This window comes from Paenibacillus sp. FSL R7-0204, assembly GCF_038002225.1.
GTDB lineage: Bacteria > Bacillota > Bacilli > Paenibacillales > Paenibacillaceae > Paenibacillus_AQ.
Genome location: NZ_JBBOCA010000001.1, coordinates 2,604,861 through 2,624,582 on the forward strand (window position 1 = coordinate 2,604,861; position 19,722 = coordinate 2,624,582).

Annotated in this window: 15 protein-coding genes; 8 read left to right on the forward strand and 7 right to left on the reverse strand. The window is 53.1% G+C overall.

All coding sequences use genetic code 11. The annotated features are described in order from the left end of the window. Nucleotides 1-111 precede the first annotated feature (111 nt). From MKX42_RS11455 to MKX42_RS11475, 5 genes are read left to right on the forward strand one after another with little or no spacing between them, the layout of a single operon-like run. A complete protein-coding gene (locus MKX42_RS11455; RefSeq protein ID WP_340752608.1) occupies nucleotides 112-354 on the forward strand; it encodes an acyl carrier protein in 243 nt (80 codons plus the stop codon). Then, nucleotides 351-1,691 carry a hypothetical protein gene (locus MKX42_RS11460; protein WP_340752609.1) on the forward strand — a complete coding sequence of 447 codons (1,341 nt, stop codon included), beginning with the start codon at nucleotides 351-353 and terminating at the stop codon, nucleotides 1,689-1,691. The genes MKX42_RS11455 and MKX42_RS11460 overlap by 4 nt, the downstream gene beginning before the upstream one ends. Nucleotides 1,692-1,707: 16 nt before the next feature. Beyond that, nucleotides 1,708-2,829: a UDP-glucuronosyltransferase gene (locus MKX42_RS11465; protein ID WP_340752610.1), complete on the forward strand. Its 1,122-nt coding sequence runs from the start codon at nucleotides 1,708-1,710 to the stop codon at nucleotides 2,827-2,829. Next, a complete protein-coding gene (locus MKX42_RS11470; RefSeq protein WP_340752611.1) occupies nucleotides 2,829-4,022 on the forward strand; it encodes a radical SAM/SPASM domain-containing protein in 1,194 nt (397 codons plus the stop codon). Before MKX42_RS11465 ends, MKX42_RS11470 begins: the two co-directional genes overlap by 1 nt. After that, nucleotides 4,019-5,044 carry a Gfo/Idh/MocA family protein gene (locus tag MKX42_RS11475; RefSeq protein WP_340752612.1) on the forward strand — a complete coding sequence of 342 codons (1,026 nt, stop codon included), beginning with the start codon at nucleotides 4,019-4,021 and terminating at the stop codon, nucleotides 5,042-5,044. The genes MKX42_RS11470 and MKX42_RS11475 overlap by 4 nt, the downstream gene beginning before the upstream one ends. A gap of 382 nt (nucleotides 5,045-5,426) precedes the next feature. Here the strand turns inward: MKX42_RS11475 and MKX42_RS11480 are convergent, their stop codons facing one another. Both MKX42_RS11480 and MKX42_RS11485 read right to left on the reverse strand, forming a co-directional pair. Beyond that, on the reverse strand, nucleotides 5,427-6,263 hold the full coding sequence (locus MKX42_RS11480) for a nucleotidyltransferase domain-containing protein (protein ID WP_340752614.1): 837 nt from the start codon (nucleotides 6,261-6,263) through the stop codon (nucleotides 5,427-5,429). Nucleotides 6,264-6,298: 35 nt separating this feature from the next. Then, complete coding sequence (locus MKX42_RS11485; RefSeq protein WP_340752615.1) at nucleotides 6,299-7,645, reverse strand: MFS transporter; 1,347 nt, start codon at nucleotides 7,643-7,645, stop codon at nucleotides 6,299-6,301. 173 nt (nucleotides 7,646-7,818) lie between these two features. Here MKX42_RS11485 and MKX42_RS11490 point away from each other — a divergent pair, with 173 nt between their 5' ends. Continuing rightward, nucleotides 7,819-9,024 (forward strand): helix-turn-helix domain-containing protein, encoded by a 1,206-nt coding sequence (locus MKX42_RS11490; protein WP_340752616.1) that lies wholly within the window; start codon nucleotides 7,819-7,821, stop codon nucleotides 9,022-9,024. Between the two features lie 519 nt (nucleotides 9,025-9,543). Here MKX42_RS11490 and MKX42_RS11495 read toward each other — a convergent pair. From MKX42_RS11495 to MKX42_RS11515, 5 genes are all read right to left on the reverse strand, one after another. Then, entirely contained in the window at nucleotides 9,544-11,298 is a 1,755-nt protein-coding gene (locus MKX42_RS11495; RefSeq protein WP_340752617.1) for an ABC transporter substrate-binding protein, read from the reverse strand. A 77-nt stretch (nucleotides 11,299-11,375) separates the two neighbouring features. Then, the gene (locus MKX42_RS11500) at nucleotides 11,376-12,275 is read right to left on the reverse strand and encodes a carbohydrate ABC transporter permease (protein WP_051478569.1); all 900 of its coding nucleotides are present in this window, start codon (nucleotides 12,273-12,275) and stop codon (nucleotides 11,376-11,378) included. Nucleotides 12,276-12,287: 12 nt separating this feature from the next. Then, nucleotides 12,288-13,244, reverse strand: a complete 957-nt coding sequence (locus MKX42_RS11505) for an ABC transporter permease (RefSeq protein ID WP_076081235.1) — start codon at nucleotides 13,242-13,244, stop codon at nucleotides 12,288-12,290. Between the two features lie 87 nt (nucleotides 13,245-13,331). After that, entirely contained in the window at nucleotides 13,332-14,924 is a 1,593-nt protein-coding gene (locus MKX42_RS11510; RefSeq protein WP_340752618.1) for a response regulator transcription factor, read from the reverse strand. Beyond that, nucleotides 14,917-16,707, reverse strand: coding sequence for a cache domain-containing sensor histidine kinase (locus tag MKX42_RS11515; protein WP_340752619.1), 1,791 nt, complete (start codon nucleotides 16,705-16,707; stop codon nucleotides 14,917-14,919). Before MKX42_RS11515 ends, MKX42_RS11510 begins: the two co-directional genes overlap by 8 nt. Before the next feature lie 243 nt (nucleotides 16,708-16,950). Between MKX42_RS11515 and MKX42_RS11520 the strand changes: the two genes are divergently transcribed. Both MKX42_RS11520 and MKX42_RS11525 read left to right on the forward strand, forming a co-directional pair. Continuing rightward, complete coding sequence (locus MKX42_RS11520) at nucleotides 16,951-18,843, forward strand: cache domain-containing sensor histidine kinase (protein WP_340752620.1); 1,893 nt, start codon at nucleotides 16,951-16,953, stop codon at nucleotides 18,841-18,843. Then, nucleotides 18,840-19,676, forward strand: a complete 837-nt coding sequence (locus MKX42_RS11525) for a response regulator transcription factor (RefSeq protein ID WP_340752621.1) — start codon at nucleotides 18,840-18,842, stop codon at nucleotides 19,674-19,676. The genes MKX42_RS11520 and MKX42_RS11525 overlap by 4 nt, the downstream gene beginning before the upstream one ends. Nucleotides 19,677-19,722 lie beyond the last annotated feature (46 nt).

Below are 19,722 nucleotides of genomic sequence, written 5' to 3' on the forward strand. Positions count from 1 at the left end.
CCACCCTAGTATATCTCAATAATTTGGCGCATTCAACCATATATTAACAACTTAAAATTTGGTATATTCATCCTATTCATTCCAATTATGCAACCTGAAAGGGGTAGACACATGCAGCAGAAAGTCATTGAGATTATCGCCGAAATCAAGGAGGAACCAGGCTTGCTTCAGACGCTCAGCGGAGCTTCTGATCTGACCCTGGACGCCGCACTTGACTCCCTGCAGATCATTAATTTTATTCTGAGAGTCGAGGATGAATTCAATATAGAGGTGGATTTTGACACCTTTGATCTGGAGCACCTGAAATCAGTGGACCGGTTCTCCGCTTATGTCGCCGGGCTTGCCGTTCAATGAGGAACGCTGTGCACTGCGGCAGCCTGGAGTCGGAGCGGTACTGGCGGGAGGAGGATCTGGCCTCCTTGCCGGCCATTCCCGATGCGAAGGCGCTGGCTATCGTGCAGGCGATGGATGAAATGCTGTTTGTCTTTTGCGGGAGCGGCGATGTTCTCTTAACCCGCCAGGGGATGAACCGGGCCCAATATGACTATCTGCAATCGCTTGGTTATGCATTCAGCACCAATATGGATACGCTCAGTCTGGAGGCAGAGGAGTCTGTTCCCGCACAGACGGCGCTGAATGTATTTGAACTGCTGAGCCGGATGGACGCCGGACAGGAACCGGACCGCTTAATACCGGAAGGAGCGTTGCTGGAGCCCTTTGCCGTGCTTCCAGGGACGCAGGAGGCGGTTAGCCGGTACAAGCTTTTGCCCACGTTGCCTAATGAAGAGATTGTACGGGCAGTGAATACCAAGAGCTATTCTACGGCGATGCGGGACAGGCTGGGGCTGCCGAATATTGCGGTAGTGGTCCACAGTATGGAGGAGCTGCTGCAATCGGGACAAGCGCTGCTGGAGAAAGGAGCTTTTCTGATCAAGGACGAGTATGGGGTATCCGGTAAAGGGAATCAGCTGGTGGATTCCGAGCGTATGCTGCGCCGGATGGCCGGGCATCTGGAGTCGAGCCGCAATCAGGGGAAAAGAATCCGGTTTGTCCTCGAGCCGCTGCTGGACCGGGAGACAGACTTCTCCTGCCAGTTTCAGATTGATCCGGAAGGCCGGATCACCCTGTTGTCAGTTCAGCAGCTGGTGAACCAGGGCTTCGCCTTTGGAGAATCCCACTCTCCGCAGCCGTCTCTGCTGGACAAGCTGGATAAAGAAGCCTACTGGGAGACTATGAACAGCATAGGCCGGGAGCTGTACTCTGACGGATATTACGGCGAGGTATGTGTCGATTCGATGCTGCTGCGTGACGGAAGCCTGGCGCCTCTGGTAGAGATCAATGCCCGCAAGTCGATGAGTCTGATTAAGCATCATGTCGACCGCCGGTTCAAGCAGGAGGGCATGCACACCTGCCTGATACAGGTGCCGCTGGCGGCTATGGGCAAGGTTCATTATGAGGAGCTGCTGGAGCGGATGGAGGAGTCGGGGAGTTTATTCTCGCTGGAGAAGGGGGAAGGGGTGATGCCCTTGACCTCAAGCGCACTCCAGCCGCTGGACCTCTCCCGTGCTGCCGGTTCCACGAAGGGCAAGCTGTATGCGGCCCTGACTTACCGGAGTGAAGACAGCAAGCATAAGCTCATCCATACGCTGGACGAGTCTCTCATGCGCACAGGCTATACTATCCTGCGATAAAGAAAGGAACCCTCCAATGAATAACACCGTGACGATTCTATGCTCAGGCTTTGGCCTGGGCTTCTATGTCCCAGGTCTGCTGCTGGAACGCAAGTTAACCGCGCTGGGCCTCCAGGCGGAGATTGAGGTGTTTGAGACCTTAATGCCTGAGCGCAAAAAAGAACAGACAGACAACAGCCGCAGGGCTTACCAGCAGAGCTTTGCCGTAGCCCTGACCTCACAGAAAATACCGTCCGATATAAGAAGCAGCCTTGATCCCGCAGCCGTTGAACAACTGCTGCAGCAATGGAAGCAGGAGGAACGGCAGCACTTCATCGTCTTATCCGGGCACTGGGTGCATGTCATGGACCAGTACCGTGAGCTGACGGGGGTGAGCGTCTATGCTGAGCTGCTGTATATTGACGCCGACCTGTCGCCATCGTGGAAGAATCTGCGCAGACTGAAGCCGGATTACGCGGAAGGCTATCATGAAGTAAGCCTGTATGATTCGGGGAAGCAGGAGATTCTGTGCAGTATCGATGCCGGATCTGGGGAAGCACTGTCTGCTGCGGCGAGGAACGGGCGGTTAGTCGTTCATGGGGGCGGCTGGGGAATCGGAACCTTCCGTGAGAAGTTCGACGCGCTGGAGTCGGCGGGGTACGAGCTGGATATCGCCGCTTACAGCATTCAGGAGATTGGCGAGGCTATCCATGGAAGACGTTATTACATGAATGATCCGCAGTGGCGCACCTGGACGAAGGATGGCAACGGACAGTATACCTTCCCGCCGTTTGCAGAGGTAACCGGTAACCGGACTGGTCATTTCCCGCCCTGCCAGAGTTATGGGGAGGGGATGTTCGGAGTCATCCGGCAGGCATCCGCAGTCATCAGCAAGCCGGGCGGCGGCGCTTTGATTGATTCGCTGGCTTCGGGTACACCGCTGGTGCTGCTTGACCCCTTCGGCCCGCATGAGAAGATCAACAGTGATCTGTGGGTCGGGCTTGGTTACGGCATCACATATGGGGAGTGGGCCGCTTCGGGATATGATGATGATGTACTGCGCAAGCTGGCGGATAACCTAAGAGCCGCCAGAGGCCAATACCCGGACTATGCGTCAAGCTATGCCGGACAATTATCCGCAGCAGGAGGGAGAAGCTAATGCAGCCAACCAGCAGAGTGAGCCTGGACGAGCAGTCCTTCGAGGCATTGAAACGTACGATCAAGAATGTGGTGGTCCCGCACAGGGAACGCAAGCATGATCCCGGCTTCAAGACAGTGATGCCGGAGATTATGTCACTGAAGCTGACCAACCGCTGCAATCTCCGCTGCAAGCATTGCTATCAGTGGAATGAAGACGGCTACCATCATGATATGGATACCGCCGAGCAGAACCTGGATATGGATCTGGGGATGATCAAGCGGCTGCTGGAGGAGACGGATGAAGCGCAGTCCCGCCTGTATTTATGGGGAGGGGAGCCGCTGTTTCACCGGCAGGCTAAAGAGATTCTGGAGCTGCTCAAGGAGCATCCCCGGGACACGACCATCTGTACCAATGCCTATATGATTCCGAAGTTTGAGGAGGAGTTGTGCGCGATCTCCGACAATCTGGAGCTGCTGATTCCGATTGAGGGCTTCGAGGATGAGCATGATTTCCTGCGCGGCAAAGGGTCCTTCAACAAGGTGGTCCAAAGTGTTGAACGGCTGCTGGAGCTGCGCGAGCAAGGCCGCTTCCGCGGCCGGATCTCTGTGCACAATGTCATCAATGATAATATGATCGGCAGATTGTACGAGCTGGTGGAATTTTTTGAAGAGAAGGGTGTGGATCTGGTCCTGCTCTGCTTCCCCTGGTATATCTCGGAAGACACCAGTCTTGCGATGGACCGCTTCTACGATGAACACTTCCAGTGGCTGGCCGAGCTTCCGCCGGATCACCGGAGCAGCTGGCACGCGTTCAAATACCATATCAAGCCGGAGAATATCACCAGACTGACCGATGACCTGCGGCGGATTAACAGCAATACCTGGAATAATACCCGAATCCGCTATCAGCCGGGTCTGGACTTTGATGAGATTGAGGATTTCGTGGCCGGGAAGCCGATGGCGTCCCGCAGCACCTCCAAATGTCTGGCGCTCAGCACCCGGGTGGATATTGCCCCGAACGGGATGGTGAGTGCGTGTAAATTTTTTGGCGAGCTGGCTATTGGCAATGTGAAGGAGCAGACGCTGACAGACATATGGAATTCTACGCGTTATGACCGGCTGCGGCGGATTCTGGATGAAGGCTTGTCCCCCGCCTGCTCCAAATGTAATGTGCTGTACTTGAACACCTATGCTGCGCTGGCTCAGGTATGAGCAGTGTGGCAGAGGTGCCAAGCTATAAGCTCGGCATTCTGGGCGCCTCGAATATTGCTGTTCCAGCGATGCTGGAGCCGGCACGGATGGTGGATAAGGTGAAAATTACGGCGATTGCCAACCGTACCTTGGCGAAAGCGGAGGCCATGGCTGAGGCGTACCAGATTCCCTATGTGGCAGGCAGTCTGGATGAGCTGCTGGAGCTAGACGAACTGGATGGGGTGTATATTGCGCTCAGCAACGAGCTTCATGCGCAGTGGGCGATCCGGGCCTTGAATGCGGGCAAGCATGTCTTGGTGGAAAAGCCGATCTGTCTCCATCCCGAAGAAGCGGAGCAGTTAAGGCTGGCGAAGAATCACCCTGCCGCCCCGAAGCTCACCGAGGGGCTGATGATTGCCTGTCACCCCTGGCAGAAGGCGATGAAGGGCATCGTCGATTCTGGCGAATTCGGCGCGCTGCGCAGGATCAGCACCCGGATCTCCGTTCCTGCCAAGAACGGGCATGCCGGGAATTACCGGAGTGTCAAGGCGAAGGGTGGCGGCGCTTTTGCCGATCTGGGCTGCTATTGGCTGCAGTTCGTGCAGACCCTTGCCTGTCTTCAGCCGGAGGAGATATTGGCGCAGTCGGCTTTTGACGGGCCGGATGGCTGCGACTGGACCTTTCAGGCGGCACTGCAATACAAGAGCGGGCTGAGGGCCGAGTGCCTCACTTCCTTCGAGCTGCCATTCCGGGCCTCGCACACCCTGTATTTCGACCATACCGTGCTGAGCGTCCCGGATTTCTTCCGGCCGGTCAAGGGGTTCTACAAGCTTAAAATCCGGCATGATCTGCCGGACAACCGCACTACCCTATGGGAATTCGCACCGCTGAACTATTATGTGGGCCAGCTGGAGGCTTTTGCGGCAATCATGAGCGGGCAACAGGCCGAGGGCCTGGACGCTACCTGGGAACGGGTGCAGCTGCAAGCCCGGATCATGGCCGAGGCGCAGCGGTGCCGGGTTTCTGAGGTGCTTCCACTATAGCGGTAATGCCTGCAAAGTGAGGCCATTGACAGCTGCAAATTCCAGGAATAGCAAACAGCGACTCCCTTTGTGGGGGCCGCTGTTTGCTGTTCCACTATATATCCGTCCGCTGGACCTGCTGGTAGTATCTTTAAATGGAAAAACTCCAACTATTCCGGCGCGAAGTCATGCAAACGGTGAAGCAGTTGGATAAACAACACTTAATCTGGCGGAATTCGGAGCTTTGGAGGAAAGTAGTGAAATTACATGGAGAAAATCCATTTATTGTCCAAAGGTGAAACGTTTAGGGGATTTTAAGTGGAGGAAATCCAACTGCTTTGTTTGAATCCACCCCGCTGGAGGGTTCCCATAAGTAAGCCGAATGATGAAATAAGTGCCTCTATTAGCGGTCCGGCAAGGAAGGGGAATTCTCTAACCAGGCACGCTCGTTGTTCAGCACATAGATCCCGAGTGCCTGCTCAAAGGACAAGCCATGATTATAGAAAGCCAGCATCTTCGCGGCGAAGCGCACACTCTTATCTGCGCTGGGCGATTGCAGGAGCTCTGTTGCCAGCTTACGGAAATTCTTCGGCTGGGCTTCTGCAGCACTGGCGGCATCCAGCAGCCCTTTGTGGCTTGGAAAAAGCAGCCGGTTATACGCCAGAATCATCCGCCCGCTGAAAAAAATCAGTTGGCCCGCCGTATGAGCGAGCAGGTAGGCGTCATTTTTTTTGCCCGCTTCCTTGGCGAAATACAGCCCGTATAGATAGATCTGGGCGCAGAAGTCCCGCAAATTGCGCTCGCGGTTCTCCTCAGGATAGACGGGAATCCGGGCCACCAGCTCACCCAGATCCGGGATTCTGGAGAATAGCACCTCTGCACCGGTAAAAGCATACCTCGTCGGCTCATTGCCACGGCGGGCGGCAAGCTCCAGAAACCGGCGGTTGATTACCTTGATATCGGCATATCCGCCCTCATAGGTGCTGACTTCGCGGTCCACATAGGAGAGCTTGTCGTTCCGCTCATATTCCGCATAGGCTTCATCGGTGAAGACCAGATGGACATCCACATCCGAGGTCTCGCTGGCAGTTCCCTTGGATACTGATCCGCTGGTGATTGCCGCCAGACAAGAAGGGTCTTGCTCCATCTTCTCCGCCAGCTTCCCCAGCGTCTGTCTGTGGTGCGCGTACATATTGCGTTCAGCCTCCTTGAATGAATTCTGCTGCGTTAAGCGTATCAATTGGACAGCTTCCCAGCTATGGTCAATTCAGACATTCAGGCTCCCGCCTGCTCCGTCTTCCCCTGACCGTTCTGCTGCTCTGCAGCACCGCTGCTGAGCAAGCCTCTCCGTCCGGCGAGGGTAACCGCCAGAATAGCTGCACCGGAGACGAGCAGAATGAGCGAGCCGGGAAGCCGGTCGAGGAGGACTCCATAGAGCAGCATTCCGAGGGGAGCGATGGAACCGGCGATGCCCTCTACCAGACCGAATACGCGTCCTCGGTACTCTTCCTGGGTAGTCTGCTGCAGATAAACCTGAATCGGAATGTTAATAACCATAATCATGACGCCGATGAGGACCAGCAGCGGCAGGAAGAGAAGGAAGGTGGCATTCGGGGAGAAATCAAGCAGCAGAGGCACCGCCAGCGCGAGGAATAATACTCCCAGTGCGCTTAATCCTCCGAGGATCGGCTTCACCGGACTCTTGCTCTGGGGAAGTACAGCAAGCAGCAGCGACATCAGAAGTACGCCTGCCGCCAGCATCGCTTCGAGGACTCCATATTGCTTGGGGGAGAGTCCGAGCGTCTGTACTGCAACGTAGGGCAGCACAACATTCAGGGCGACGATGAAGAAATTAATACAGAACACAATCCCCATCAGGGAGCGGAGGACCGGACGGCGGAGCACATAAGCGAAGCCTTCCTTCAGATTCGTGCGGACCCCGTCAACAGCAGTGCCCAGACGTTCTCGGAGCGGCTGGGGGTCTGCGGCTTCGGCAGGTTCAAGGGCAGCTTGAAGCCGTGGAATCGGCTTGTATCTCAGCATGCAGCCCATCACGGTCGAAACGGTGAAGCCTGCCGCATTCAGCAGCATGAAATCCTGAAGGGGAAGGAAGGCATACAGAAGACCGGCGAGAACCGGAGCCAGCAGGTGGCCAGCCGATCCGGCAATCTGATTCAGTGATCCGGCCCGCTGGACGGAGCCGCTGTCTACAAGCATCATCATCGAGGAGGAGACTGAGATACTATAGAAGGTAGAGCAGATAGATAATAGAATGAGCGACAGATAGATAGTCCATAGGGACATTCCCTCCAGCGAGACAAACAGAAAGACCAGGGACATAATCAGGGCACTGGCCAGGTCCGAGCCGATCAGCAGCCTGCGGCGGTTAACTCTGTCGGCGAGCACACCGGCGAAGGGGGACAGCAGGATACCGGGCAGCAGCCCGCACAGCAGTGTAACGGCGAAGCTGCTCCCTGACCCAGTCTCATTCAGAATGAACAGACCGGCTACGAAGGTGTACATACTGGAGCCGAGTACTGAGGCCAGCTTGCTGCTGAAGAAGAGGAATATGTTACGGTTAGTCGCTGCCTTATCATGGGTTGCGGATGTTATTTGAGACATAATAGCACTCCCTTGGTCGAAAGTTAAATTTAATTAAACTTATTGTATGAGCGAAAGATCGGAAATGCAACATAAAGTTTAATATAATTTAACTTTTGGGTAATTCCAGCTTTCTCTTAGGGTATAGGTAAGCTATACTGAAAAGAAAAGCTACCCGGAAAGTTGGCAAGCAAATGACCACCAAACAAACTATCGGAGAGAAAGTCAAGCAATTGCGCAAGTCTAAGGGACTTACGCAGACGGACCTCGCCGGAGACCATATGACTAAGAGCATGCTGAGTCAAATCGAGAATGGACGCGCCTTGCCCTCGATGAACAGCCTGCAAGTTCTGGCCGGCAGGCTGGGAGTTGATCCGGGCTACTTCCTCGAAGGCGAGGAGGAGGCTGAGCTGGCTCCGCTTGTCCGGGAGATGGAGGCCGAGTTCAAGGCGAAGAATTACAGGGAGGTCATCCAGCGGCTCCGGCCGCTCATGGAGCGTACGCTTCCGATGACGATTGATGCTGCACGTCTGCTGGAGTTCTATGTAAGCTCCCTTTTCTATACAGGTGCCGGAGGCGGGGAAGCAGAGCTTGCGCGGGCAGCGCTGATCTATGAACGCTTCGGCTTATTTGTGGAACGGGCGAAAGTGCAGTATATTTCCTATGCCCTGAATTTCGCACAGAGCAGATATGCCGAAGGGCTGGAGCTGATCCGCCGGGTCCGCAGGGAGTACGAGGCTAACAAGGTGGGGAATGATTTTATCTTTGAAATCGATCTTCATTATGCCGAGAGCATTAGCTTGTCTGCCCTGGGGGATTATGCGGGAAGCCGTGAAGCTGCATTAGCGGCGCTTCAGGTGTCGCGGGAAGAGGGAATCTACTATATGACGGATCATCTGTACCGGGTGCTCGGGATTCTGGCGCTGACCGAAGGAGAGACCTTGGCGGCAGAGGAGGCCTTGAAGAAGGCCAGAGCATTCGCAGAATTCAGCGAATCTCAGGATTCGCTGAAGCTGGTGGTGATCGGAGAGATCAGACTTGCGGTAGCTAAGGGAGAATACAGCAAGGTTCTTGCGCTGGCGGAGCAGTATCCGCAGGAGGATGAACAGTACGCGCCAAGCGTTCAGCTCATGTGCGGCATCGCCTGGGTTCATCTCGGCCAGGACGATGAAGCGCTGATCTGCCTGTCCAAGGCCGAGCCGGGTGATCAGGTCTACCACCCGCTTGACCGCAGCAATCTGTTGACAGCTTATGCTTACCGGGCACAGATCTATATGCGCCGGGACATGAAGGAGGAAGCACTGCGGCTGTCCCAATTCGCCTATGATCAGGTGAAGGAATACCCTTCTTCCATATACACCGAAATGATCAACAAAACTTACCGCGAGCTGCATAGTTAGATTGTATTTCCTGCAATAGAAAAGGCATAGCTGACCGTAAAATGAGAGTCTAATGTATTTCATACAGTAGAATATTGTGTTTTGGATGAAAAATGGCCTTTTTTCAACGTTCCATTGTATGGAATACAACAGATTCTATTTCAAAGCCTTTTTTACAGCATTCCGTTGTACAAAATGCAGTTGCGATCGTTCCAGCGCCTACAGCATCCTAGCACAGTAAACAACACCCGTGCTATTCCGCACGGGTGCCCTTCTGCAATGGAATATAGGTTGAACTATAAATCTTCAGATAAAGGAGGGAGCGACGGAGGAGATTTTGGAACTGTAGGAGCGTAGCGTCCGCCTGAAAGCTTTCCGCAGGAAAGCTCGCTTCGGAAGCATCAGCAGTTTCCGGATTTCTACCGCTTAGAGCGGCATAAATCAAGAAATTTGGAAACAACAGCGGCCGGAAGTCCAAAATCTCCGCAGTGGCGACTACTCCTTTGATCTGTGCATTTTAGCTCAAGCTATCTGAAATGCTTATTTGCTGGTCCACAACGCCACACGGTCCTGCACATACTTGGTATAGCCAGCTTCCATTTTCTTAACGCCGGCTTTTTCCAGATCGGCCATATAATCATCCCAGATTTTATCGAATTCAGCCGGTTTGGCCAGAATCGCCTGCGGGATGCGTTTCCACGTAATATCCTTCATTTTATTACCCAAGATGGAGACTTCATCCTCACCAGGGATAGCAATGTTCCAGGCAGCGCCGTACGCTTTTTCCTTGAATTCTTCCTCTTTCGGGAACAGATCCTTCCAGGTCGTAGCTTTGTAAGCGGCCAGCGTCTCTTTCTCAACATCGCTATAGCCCAGCACCAGCTGCTCAGGGAAGTTCTTGGTGTAGTAGTTGCCCGTGGAATCCTTGGCACCGTCACCATAGTGAACCATCATGTTCCAGTAGAAGCCAATGCCCGTTTCCTTCGTGAAGGCGGTATTGTCGTTATTAATGCGGTCCTGGACTTCCTGCGGAACTACGCGTTTGCCGTTCTCCACTTTGTAGTGCTTGCCTTCAATTCCCCAGTTGTTCAAGATCTGACCTTCATCGGAGGCCAGGAAATCCAGGAACTTGATAGTCCGCACCGGATCGGGGTTGGTCGAGGAGATCGCGATGCCATAGCCGCCCATGAAGCCGGTAGGCCAGAAGCTGGTTTCCTTGTATTCATCCGTCAGAGTGACCGGATAATGTCCATAGGTCTGTTCGAATTTGCCAGCTGTTTTGAGGGCTTGCTGCGCGTCATTGTAGTCCCAGTCCTGGTCAATCAGGCCAAGCACGCGTCCAGTCGCTACTTTGGCTTTGTACTGGTCATATTTCTGCACAAAGCTCTCCTTGTCAAGCAGGCCGATATCGTTCATGTGGTTCAGCCAGCGGAAATATTCCTTCTCTTCCGGACGGCGGAAGTGGTAGATCGCTTCATGAGTCTCCTGATCGACGTAATATTCACCGTCATCGGAGCCGCCGGTAGTTGCTACCGCAGGGTTGGTTACGGAAATGTACATATGCCAGTCGTCTGCATTCAGCGAGACGCCGATGTTCTTGTTGCCGTTCTCATCGGTAGGGTGCTTATCCAGGTAAGCTTTAATGACGTTCTCATAATCCTTGACGGTCTTAATCTCCGGATATCCGGCTTCCTTCACGACCCGGTGCTGCAGCTCGAAGCCGCCGCCCGCTACGAATTTCTTCTCATCCACCGCTGCCCAGGTCGGGATCGCGTAGATCGATTGGTCTTCGTTCGTGTACTTGGCCCGGGCCAGATTGTCACCCAGTACCCGCTTAATATTAGGAGCATATTTATCAATGAGATCGGTCAGGTCAATTACAGCGCCGGCGTCCACCAGCTTCCCGATGTCGCCTTTAGCCGAGATAATGTCGGGATAATCCCCGCCCGCTGCAATGAGAGCAATCTTCTGCTGCGGATCACCGACCGCGAATTCGGCATCGAGGGTGACGCCGGTCTTTTGCGTAATGACAGTGCTGACCTCATCCTTCATATTGTTCCAGTTCGGATTAGGGTCTTCCGCGAAGAAGGATAGTGTCAGGGGACTTAAGTCCTCAGCCGCCGCCGTAGCTTCAGCCGTTGCGGTGGCATTGCCGCTGTTCGTAGCCTTGGCCCCGGTATTCTCAGCCGTATTCTTGTTGCCGTTAGTATTGCCTCCGCCGCAGCCTGCCAGCACACTAAGCAGCAAGGTCAGCACCATCAGCGCCACAACCGGTTTCGCCGTCTTTCTTGTCATGAATAGAAACCCTCCCTTTGTCTGGTGAAATCACATTGTATTCACAGGCGTCAGCCTGAAGATACCGCTTAAGCAGATTAGCTTTTAACCGAACCCAGCGTCATGCCTTTGACGAAATAGCGCTGCAGGAACGGATAGACAATCAGAATGGGAACGGTGACGACAATGGTGATTGCCATTTTGACCGATTCCGGGGAGATCTGGGCCATGACCTCTGTCATATTGCGTCCGCGGAAATTATCCGCGTTGGTCGTGGTGCTCTGAATGACCTTCATCAGCTCGAATTGCAGCGTGGTCAGCGAGTCCTTCGAGCCGTTATACAGATAGGTGTCAATCCACGCATTCCACTGGCCGACGGCCAGGAACAGGGCGATGGTTGCCAGCGCAGGCTTGGTCAGCGGCAGAATGACGCGCCAGTAGATGGTGAAGTCATTGGCTCCGTCCAGCTTGGCGGATTCCTGAAGAGCGTACGGCAGACCGTCGATGAAGGAGCGGATCACGAACACATTGAAGGCGCTCACCAGACCGGGCAGAACATACACGCCGAAGGTGCCCATCATATGCAAATCTTTGATCAGAATGTAAAAGGGGATCAGCCCTCCCGATACATACATCGTCAGCGCCAGGAAGGTAGAGACGAACTTGCGGGCCTGGAAGTCCACCCGGCTTAAGGTGAAGGCCAGCATGGAGGCACTGACCAGTCCGAGCAGAGTCCCGATAATCGTCCGCAGCACCGAAATTTTGAACCCGGTAATCAGGCCGGAGAAGGCGAAGATCGTCTCATAATTTTTGAAGGTGAACACCCGGGGGTAGATCGTAATCCCGCCTTTGATGCTGTCCGTCGAGTCATTGAAGGAGATCGCCAGCACGTTCAGAAAAGGGTACAGCGTAGCAACAGTTACCACCGTAATCGCCAGATAAACAACCAAATCGAAGATGCGGTCCGACCAGGAGGCCGCAGCGAGTTTTTTAATCATGAGCAGGGCCTCCTATATGATGCTTTCCTTGGTTATTTTTTTGAAGATGCCGTTGGCCGTAAAGAGCAGAATCACACTCACCACGGAGTTGAAGATATTAATCGCCGTCCCGAAGGAGAACCGTCCCATCCCCAGCCCGTAATTCAGCGCATACAGGTCAAGGGTCTGCGAGTAGTCACGCACCAGATTGTTGCCGAGCAGGAACTGCTTCTCGAACCCGATGCTGATCAGATGGCCGATGGACATAATCAGCAGGATCACGATGGTACCCCGGATTCCCGGAAAAGTGATATGACGCACCTGCTGGAGCCGGCTGGCTCCGTCCACCCTAGCTGCCTCGTACAGCTCAGGCCCGATGCCCGAGATGGCGGCAAGATAGATAATGGTATTCCAGCCCGTCTCCTTCCAGACATCCGATGCGGTAACAATGCCCCAGAACAGATTGCCTTTGGCCATGAACTGGATCGGTTCACTGATGATATGAAGGCCCATTAGCAGGTCATTGACTGCGCCGTTGTCCGTGGAGAGCATCTTAGTGATGATCCCTGCGGCGACCACCCAGGACACAAAATGCGGCAGATACGACACCGTCTGAACGAAGCGCTTCAGCACCTGCAGCCGTACCTCATTCAGCAGAATGGCGAAGATGATCGGAATGATAAAGCCTGCCAGCAGTCCCATGATACTCATGGCCAGCGTATTGCGCAGGGCGTTGAAGAATTGCTCATCCTGGAACAGCTCCCGGAAGTACTGGAGGCCGACCCATTTTTGCTCGAAAAAGGATTTGCCCGGCTTATACTTCTGGAAGGCCATCATCCACCCCCATAACGGAAGATAACTGAAGACAAAGGCCCAGAGGACAAAAGGAACAGCCATCATATAGAGGTATTTCTGCTGCCGGAATTTCCCCCAGAAGCTGGAGGAGGATTTCTTCGGCTCCGGCTTCATCGCGGTGGTAATCGCTTTCATTTATGTCCCTCCTTCGATATAGCTTTATCATAATCTGCCGCCAGGCCGGGAAACACCCGAAGATTTAAGTGTAAAAACAGGGAGAAATCAGTCCTTTTCGTAAGCGCTTTCTGAAAAATCATTCTCCGGCTCCTTTCTCCGGTATGCGGAGGGGGAAATGCCTGCGATTTTTTTGAACTTCTCACGGAAATAATCGACATCGCTGAAGCCGACGCTGCTGGCTGCCTGATGGATTTTGCAGCCCTGGTCCAGCAGCTCCTTGGCCTTCTCAATACGGATCGTATCCAGATAAGTGTTGAAGGAGCAGCCCATAGTGTTCTTGAACAGCTTCCCAAGATAGGCACTGCTATAGGTGAACACACCGGCCAGCGTCTCCAGCTTCAGATTCTCGTCATAGTGCCGGTGGATCAGATCGACCATCCGCTTCATCAGGACATCCATATCGTCGCGGATAATCCCGCCAGCGTATTCCTCCAGCAGACCTGTGATATAGCGCTGGAGCTGGGGGAGGGAGGTATGCCTGTAGATCTGCTGAATCTGCTCCTCCATCCGGCTCTGCGCAGCGCTAAGCTCCTTATAATGAACGGAGAGCTTGCCGGACATGGAGGTGACGGCCCGGACATAATAGGATTTCACCGCCATCTCGGATAAGCCCGCAGCAGCCATGAGGTCCCCTGCTTCCTGGATCAGGGCAGAGATTACGCTCAGATTGCCGGTATCCAGAGCGAAATACAGCCGGTCCATCACGGGAGCGAGCCTGCTCTCCGTATCCTGGGGGTTCGCAGGCAGCCCCTGCTTCAGCTTAAGGGAATCAGGGCCGATCATCCCCGGCTCATCATAGAAGAAGTGATCCTTCATCCGCGCCAGCGCCGACTGATGGGAGACCGGCAGCTCGGACAGACTGTCCACCATATCCCCGGCGGTGATGATGCACTCCAGTCCCTCTGCGGCAGCAGCTTCACGGATCTGCTGGGCCATACGTTTGCTTACCAGTTCCTTCTGGTAAGAGGGCTGCAGCAGCACCCCGAGATAAGAATCGAGCGCGAAAACGATACCCCAGCGGTTGTCCTCGAAGCTGGACGTCAGCCCGGACTTGACACTACTGGAAGGTCCGTTGTCCGCATGATCCTGCAGCAGGAGCCGGATCAGCACGATTTGGTAGGAATCCCAGAGCAGCCCCGCTTCCAGCGCCGACTCCATCAGCGCGGGGGCGGGATGCAGACTGCTCTCCATCAGCAGCGACTGAACCAGCATCTCCCGGCTCCAGACCTTAACAGCCTCATGATTCTTGCGGTGTGCCTGCCGCGCATCCAGTATGGTGGACAGGCCGGTAAGATACAGCTGCAATTCCTCCTCATCGACGGGTTTAAGCAGGTAGTTATCGATATTGTAAGACATCGCACGCTTGGCATAACTGAAGTCGGCGTAGCCGCTCAATATAAGAATATGCAGCTCCTCATGATCCTCCCGCAGCTCGCCGATCAGCTCCAGTCCGTCCTTCCCGGGCATACGGATATCCACAATCATCAGGTCCGGGGAATACAGCTTAGCCTTATGCCTGGCTTCAACCGCATTGGCTGCTGTATCTACCACCCGGTAGCCGAGGCTCTCCCAATCCAGCAGAGTGGCAAGTCCTTCGCGGATAGACAATTCATCATCAACAATTAACACACTATACATAGGAATCACTCCTTAAAGGGATGGCGAAGCTGATCTGGGTGCCGTATCCGCTCTGGCTGGCCAGAACCAGGCCGCATTCCGGGCCGTAGGTCAGCTTCAGCCGCAGATGGATGTTGCGCATTCCGATACTGTGGGTCTCATAGTCATCGTTGTTGTCCAGCATCTGCCGCAGCTCTGCGAGCCGGGCCGGCGAGATTCCGGTTCCGTTATCGGAGACCTGAACCTTAAGTATGGCTTCCTCCACCCGGATATCTACCCGGACCATTCCGCCGTCCATCCGGTCCTCCAGGCCGTGAATGACACAATTCTCCACCAGCGGCTGAATAATAAGCGGCGGAATCCTTAGGGTATTCGCTGCCGGATCTACATACAGCTCGTAGGCGAGCCGGTCATTGTAGCGGAATTTCTGGATAACCAGGTAGCAGTTCACGGTCTCCAGCTCACTTTGCAGGGTGATTCGGCCTCCGCCGACCTCTAAGTTTTTGCGCATCATCTTGCCCAGCAGCCGGACAACCTGCGCAATATCGGTCTGGCCGCGGGTATGGGCCTTCATCCGGATCGACTCCAGGGCATTGAACAGAAAATGGGGATTGATCTGGCTGGCCATCATTTTGAATTTGATCTCATTCTGCTTCAGCAGGATGGCATTCTTCTGTAGGTTGGACTCCTGTACCTCGCTCATCAGGTCGTTGACATTGCGGACCATGTGGTTGAATTGCCGGGCCAGCTGGCCGATCTCATCTTTGCCGTCGATCACCAGCCGGGCTTCCAGATTCCCGGAAGCGACCTTGGAGATATGCTTGCTGAGATGCAGCATGCGTCCGGTGAGCAGGCGGGAGAAGTAGTAGATTAGGATGATTGCAAGAATTAGGGAGGAGATAATGACGGAAGTCGCCAGGGAAATAATCCGGTTGGGCTCACTCACAATACTTTCTACCGAGAAAATAGAGATGATCCGCAGGCTGTTCAGGCTGCCCTCAGGATGCCAGTCGTCGATCAGCATTTTGAAGGACTGCCCGTCAATCGTGATGTCCGCAGGCCCGTGCCCGGCAAGGGTGGACAGCGGCTTAAGGTTGATTTCATGCAGCGACTTGCCGAGGGTGCCCGCCCGGTTGGAGGCGACAATATTGTCATTCTCATCGACGATAAAGGTCTCGAAGGTCTCCTGCTTCAGGATGCTGCTGAGCTGATCCGAATTGACATTCACGACCAGTACACCGGTTGTGCGCTGCTTGAGGAAGTCGACCTTGCGGATCAGGCTGAGATAATACTGGCCGTTCCGGCTGTCAGGAATGTAACTCCAGAACGCCAGCCCCTTCTGGGCGAGGGCGAGCTGGTACCACGGCTCCCGGGTAACCGTTTCGTCGGCCTGGAGGAATTCCCAGTTGTTAAGCACCGTCGGGTTGTCGATATACAGCCGGATGCTGGAGACCTCTTTGTACAGGCGGACGAAATCCCGGAAGTCGGGATAATCCCAATAGGCCTGCACCACATCATAGACTGATTCGTACCGGTGATTCGCGGCCTCCTCCAGCCGGCTGTCATTGGACAGGCGGTAGACGATATCCACCGGAATGTTCAGCATCTCGCTGGTCCGTTTTTTCACCCGGTCGACATTCGCCGTAATCTGCTTCAGCGCATTATTCATCGCCATATTCCGCAGTTCACTGGTCAGGAACACCCCCACAATGAGTACCGGAATCAGGACAACACTGCCGAAGGAGAGGAAGAGCTTGGTCCTGAGCTTCAGGTTGTTCATGAAGGTGATGATACGGGTATACACGAATGAAATCCCCTCCGTAGCACATTTGTAATAACGCTTACAATAGAGTATAGCGCGAAACCGTCAGCCAATATATGTCATGAAAATATTTTTTTGAAAAACAATATGGAAAGTCCCATCCCCTCCCAATACGAAATATACCTAAAATCCTGCAACCCTGACTGAACTTTGAAGCCTTATGATGAGGAAAGTAATGAAATATAATAATGATATTAGAAAAATTGGAGGAGAAGAGGGAAGGAGATGGCCAGCATCAGGAGCTCGGCAGGGAAGTTGAAAAGGTGGTTTGCTGATTTATCCATTCATATGAAGTTAATCGGGGCGTATATTGTCATTATTCTAGTCCCGGTCATTGTGATCTCTAACTATTTGTTTGCTGATTTCTATCAGGATACGGTCGATGACATCATTGAAGAGAACCGCTACCAGATCCATAACGAGAAGCAGGCGATCATGAGCAAGCTTAAGGTGATGGAAAAGTCATTCTATATGCTCATTTCAGACCGGAGCCTGGGGGAGTATGTAACCGCTGAAACGGAGCCCGGAGTGAATGAGATTAAGCAATTTCAGGACTATTCGTTAAATTACTTACAGAGCGTGTTGTTTAATAATCCCAATATTGCGAGTGTCCGTTTCTTCGTCAATAATCCGCGGGTCAGTGAACTATGGCCGATTATTTATCAGGAAGAACGGATTAAGGCCAGCCCCTTTTATACGAAATTGATGAATCAGAAGGATAATGCCTTATGGGAGATCCAGCCGGAGGATACTATATTCGAGGATACCGGTCCGCTGGTAGATGAACAGTCAAGCCCCATGGTCTCCTTGGCGGTTAGAAGTAACTTGGCCAACAAGCAGCACATTGGTATTGTCAAAGTAGAAATGCGGATTGAGGATCTTTTTGACAAGGCGTATAACAACAGCAGGGAGCGCGATTCAAGGTTCTTCATTCTGGATCAGCAGGACAAATTGTACATGAGCAGCATGGACCCGCTCCCTGGGTTGAATGAAGCTCAGATCCTGGAGACTGCCGTTAAGGTTAAGCAGGGAAGCGGTTCGTCCTTGTTATTTTCAGCGGGGGGTGAGGATTTCCTGTATCTCCTGGAGCCCATCGACCGCTTACATGTGGATCTGGTTAACGTCATTTCTCTGCACAGCACTTATTCCAAAATCGACAGCACCAGAAACAGAGTTATTCTGATCATCGTTCTTCTGCTGGTTCTGCTTGCGGTCATTACTTACTGGATTCAATCAATTGTTCTGAAAAAGCTGCATGTCTTACGGGATTCGATGCAGAAGGTCCGCAAGGGTGACTTTCAGGTGGAGATCGATGTGCAGGGCGGTGATGAGATCGGTGAGCTGGCGCGCCACTTCAGGGAGATGCTGGGCACCATCAATGGCTTGATTGCGGAAGCTGTACAGCGCAGCGCTGCCACCAAAGAAGCGGAGCTTCAGGCTTTACGCAATCAGATCGATGCCCATTTCCTGTACAACACCCTGGAGAATTTGAAAATGCTCGCTGAGGTTGAGGGCCAATACACCGTATCGGATGCACTTACTTCACTCGGCAGCATTATGCGTTACAATCTTAGATGGACTGGCGATACTGTGCAGCTGGCAGACGAGTTGAAGCATATTCAGCATTACATCTCGATCATGAACATCCGTTACGATGAGAAGCTTAAGGTTGAGATTCATGCAGAAGACAGATTCCATGCTCATGAATTGTTGAAAATGTCCCTGCAGCCCATCGTTGAGAATGCGTTGAAGCACGGGATGTATTCCGCTCTGATGCGTGGTGACGGGCTGATAATCAATGTACATGCGTATGCGGATGATCAATTCTTTTACATAGAGGTAACTGATAACGGGATCGGAATTCCAGCGGATGGGCTAAGGCAGTTGAATCACAAGTTGATCATGAGTGACGAAGAATTTAATCAATTAATGCAGGAGACAGCCGGCTTTAGCACAGGGCACAACGGGATCGGCCTGCGTAATGTGAATCAGCGCATCCGGCTGCATTATGGGGAGGATTATGGAATTTGCGTAGAGAGCAGGCAGAGAAGTTATACCAAAGTAAGGGTTAAGCTGCCTTTGTTGACATCGGTTAGAGGAGGAATGCAGAGCCTATGAGACAGCTGCTGATTGTAGATGATGAGAAGAATATCCGGTGCGGGCTACGGGCCATGATTGAGCGGGGGGCTGCAGGGCGTTATGATATCCACTTGGCTTGTGACGCCTTTGAGGCCCTGGACATGATCGCATCAATGAAAATAGAAATTCTGATTACGGACATTCGTATGCCCGAGTTGGATGGAATTGGCTTGATTAAGAAGCTTCAGGAGTTCAGGCCAAGGCCGGCCATTGTAATTGTGAGCGGGTATGATGATTTCTCGTATGCCAGAGCCGCTATCCGTTATGAAGTGAATGAGTACCTGCTCAAGCCGGTCATTCGTGAGGAATTAGCTGAAGTGCTGGAGCGGATTGAAGAGGAGCTTAATGTTCAGGACAGTAATCTTCACCCTGGCATGGAGCAGCTTTATACGGTCTGTGAGCAAGCGGAAGTTACAGTGGATGATGCATTTCTGCAGCCTACTTCCGATATCATACCCATACAGAAGGAAAATGAGGGGATAGAGCGTGCCCTGCAATACATCCACGACAATTATTCGCATAACATCAATATGATGATGGTTTCAAGCAAAGTATCCTTTAACTACTCCTATTTCAGCCAGGCTTTCCGGGACTACACCGGAGAGAATTTTGTAAGCTATCTGAAGCAGCTGCGGATCAATAAGGCGAAGGAGCTGCTGAGGGATACGGAGGATAGAATCTATGAAATAGCCGGCAGGTCAGGCTTCGGGAACACCAAGAATTTTAATAGAGTATTCAGAGAAAGCGAAGGCGTAAGCCCGCTGGAGTACCGAAATCAGCAAAAGCTGTTAACCACACTGATGGAGCAATGATCCCGTACAACCCCTAATCCGTTGGTCACTTGCACAATGCATTTCG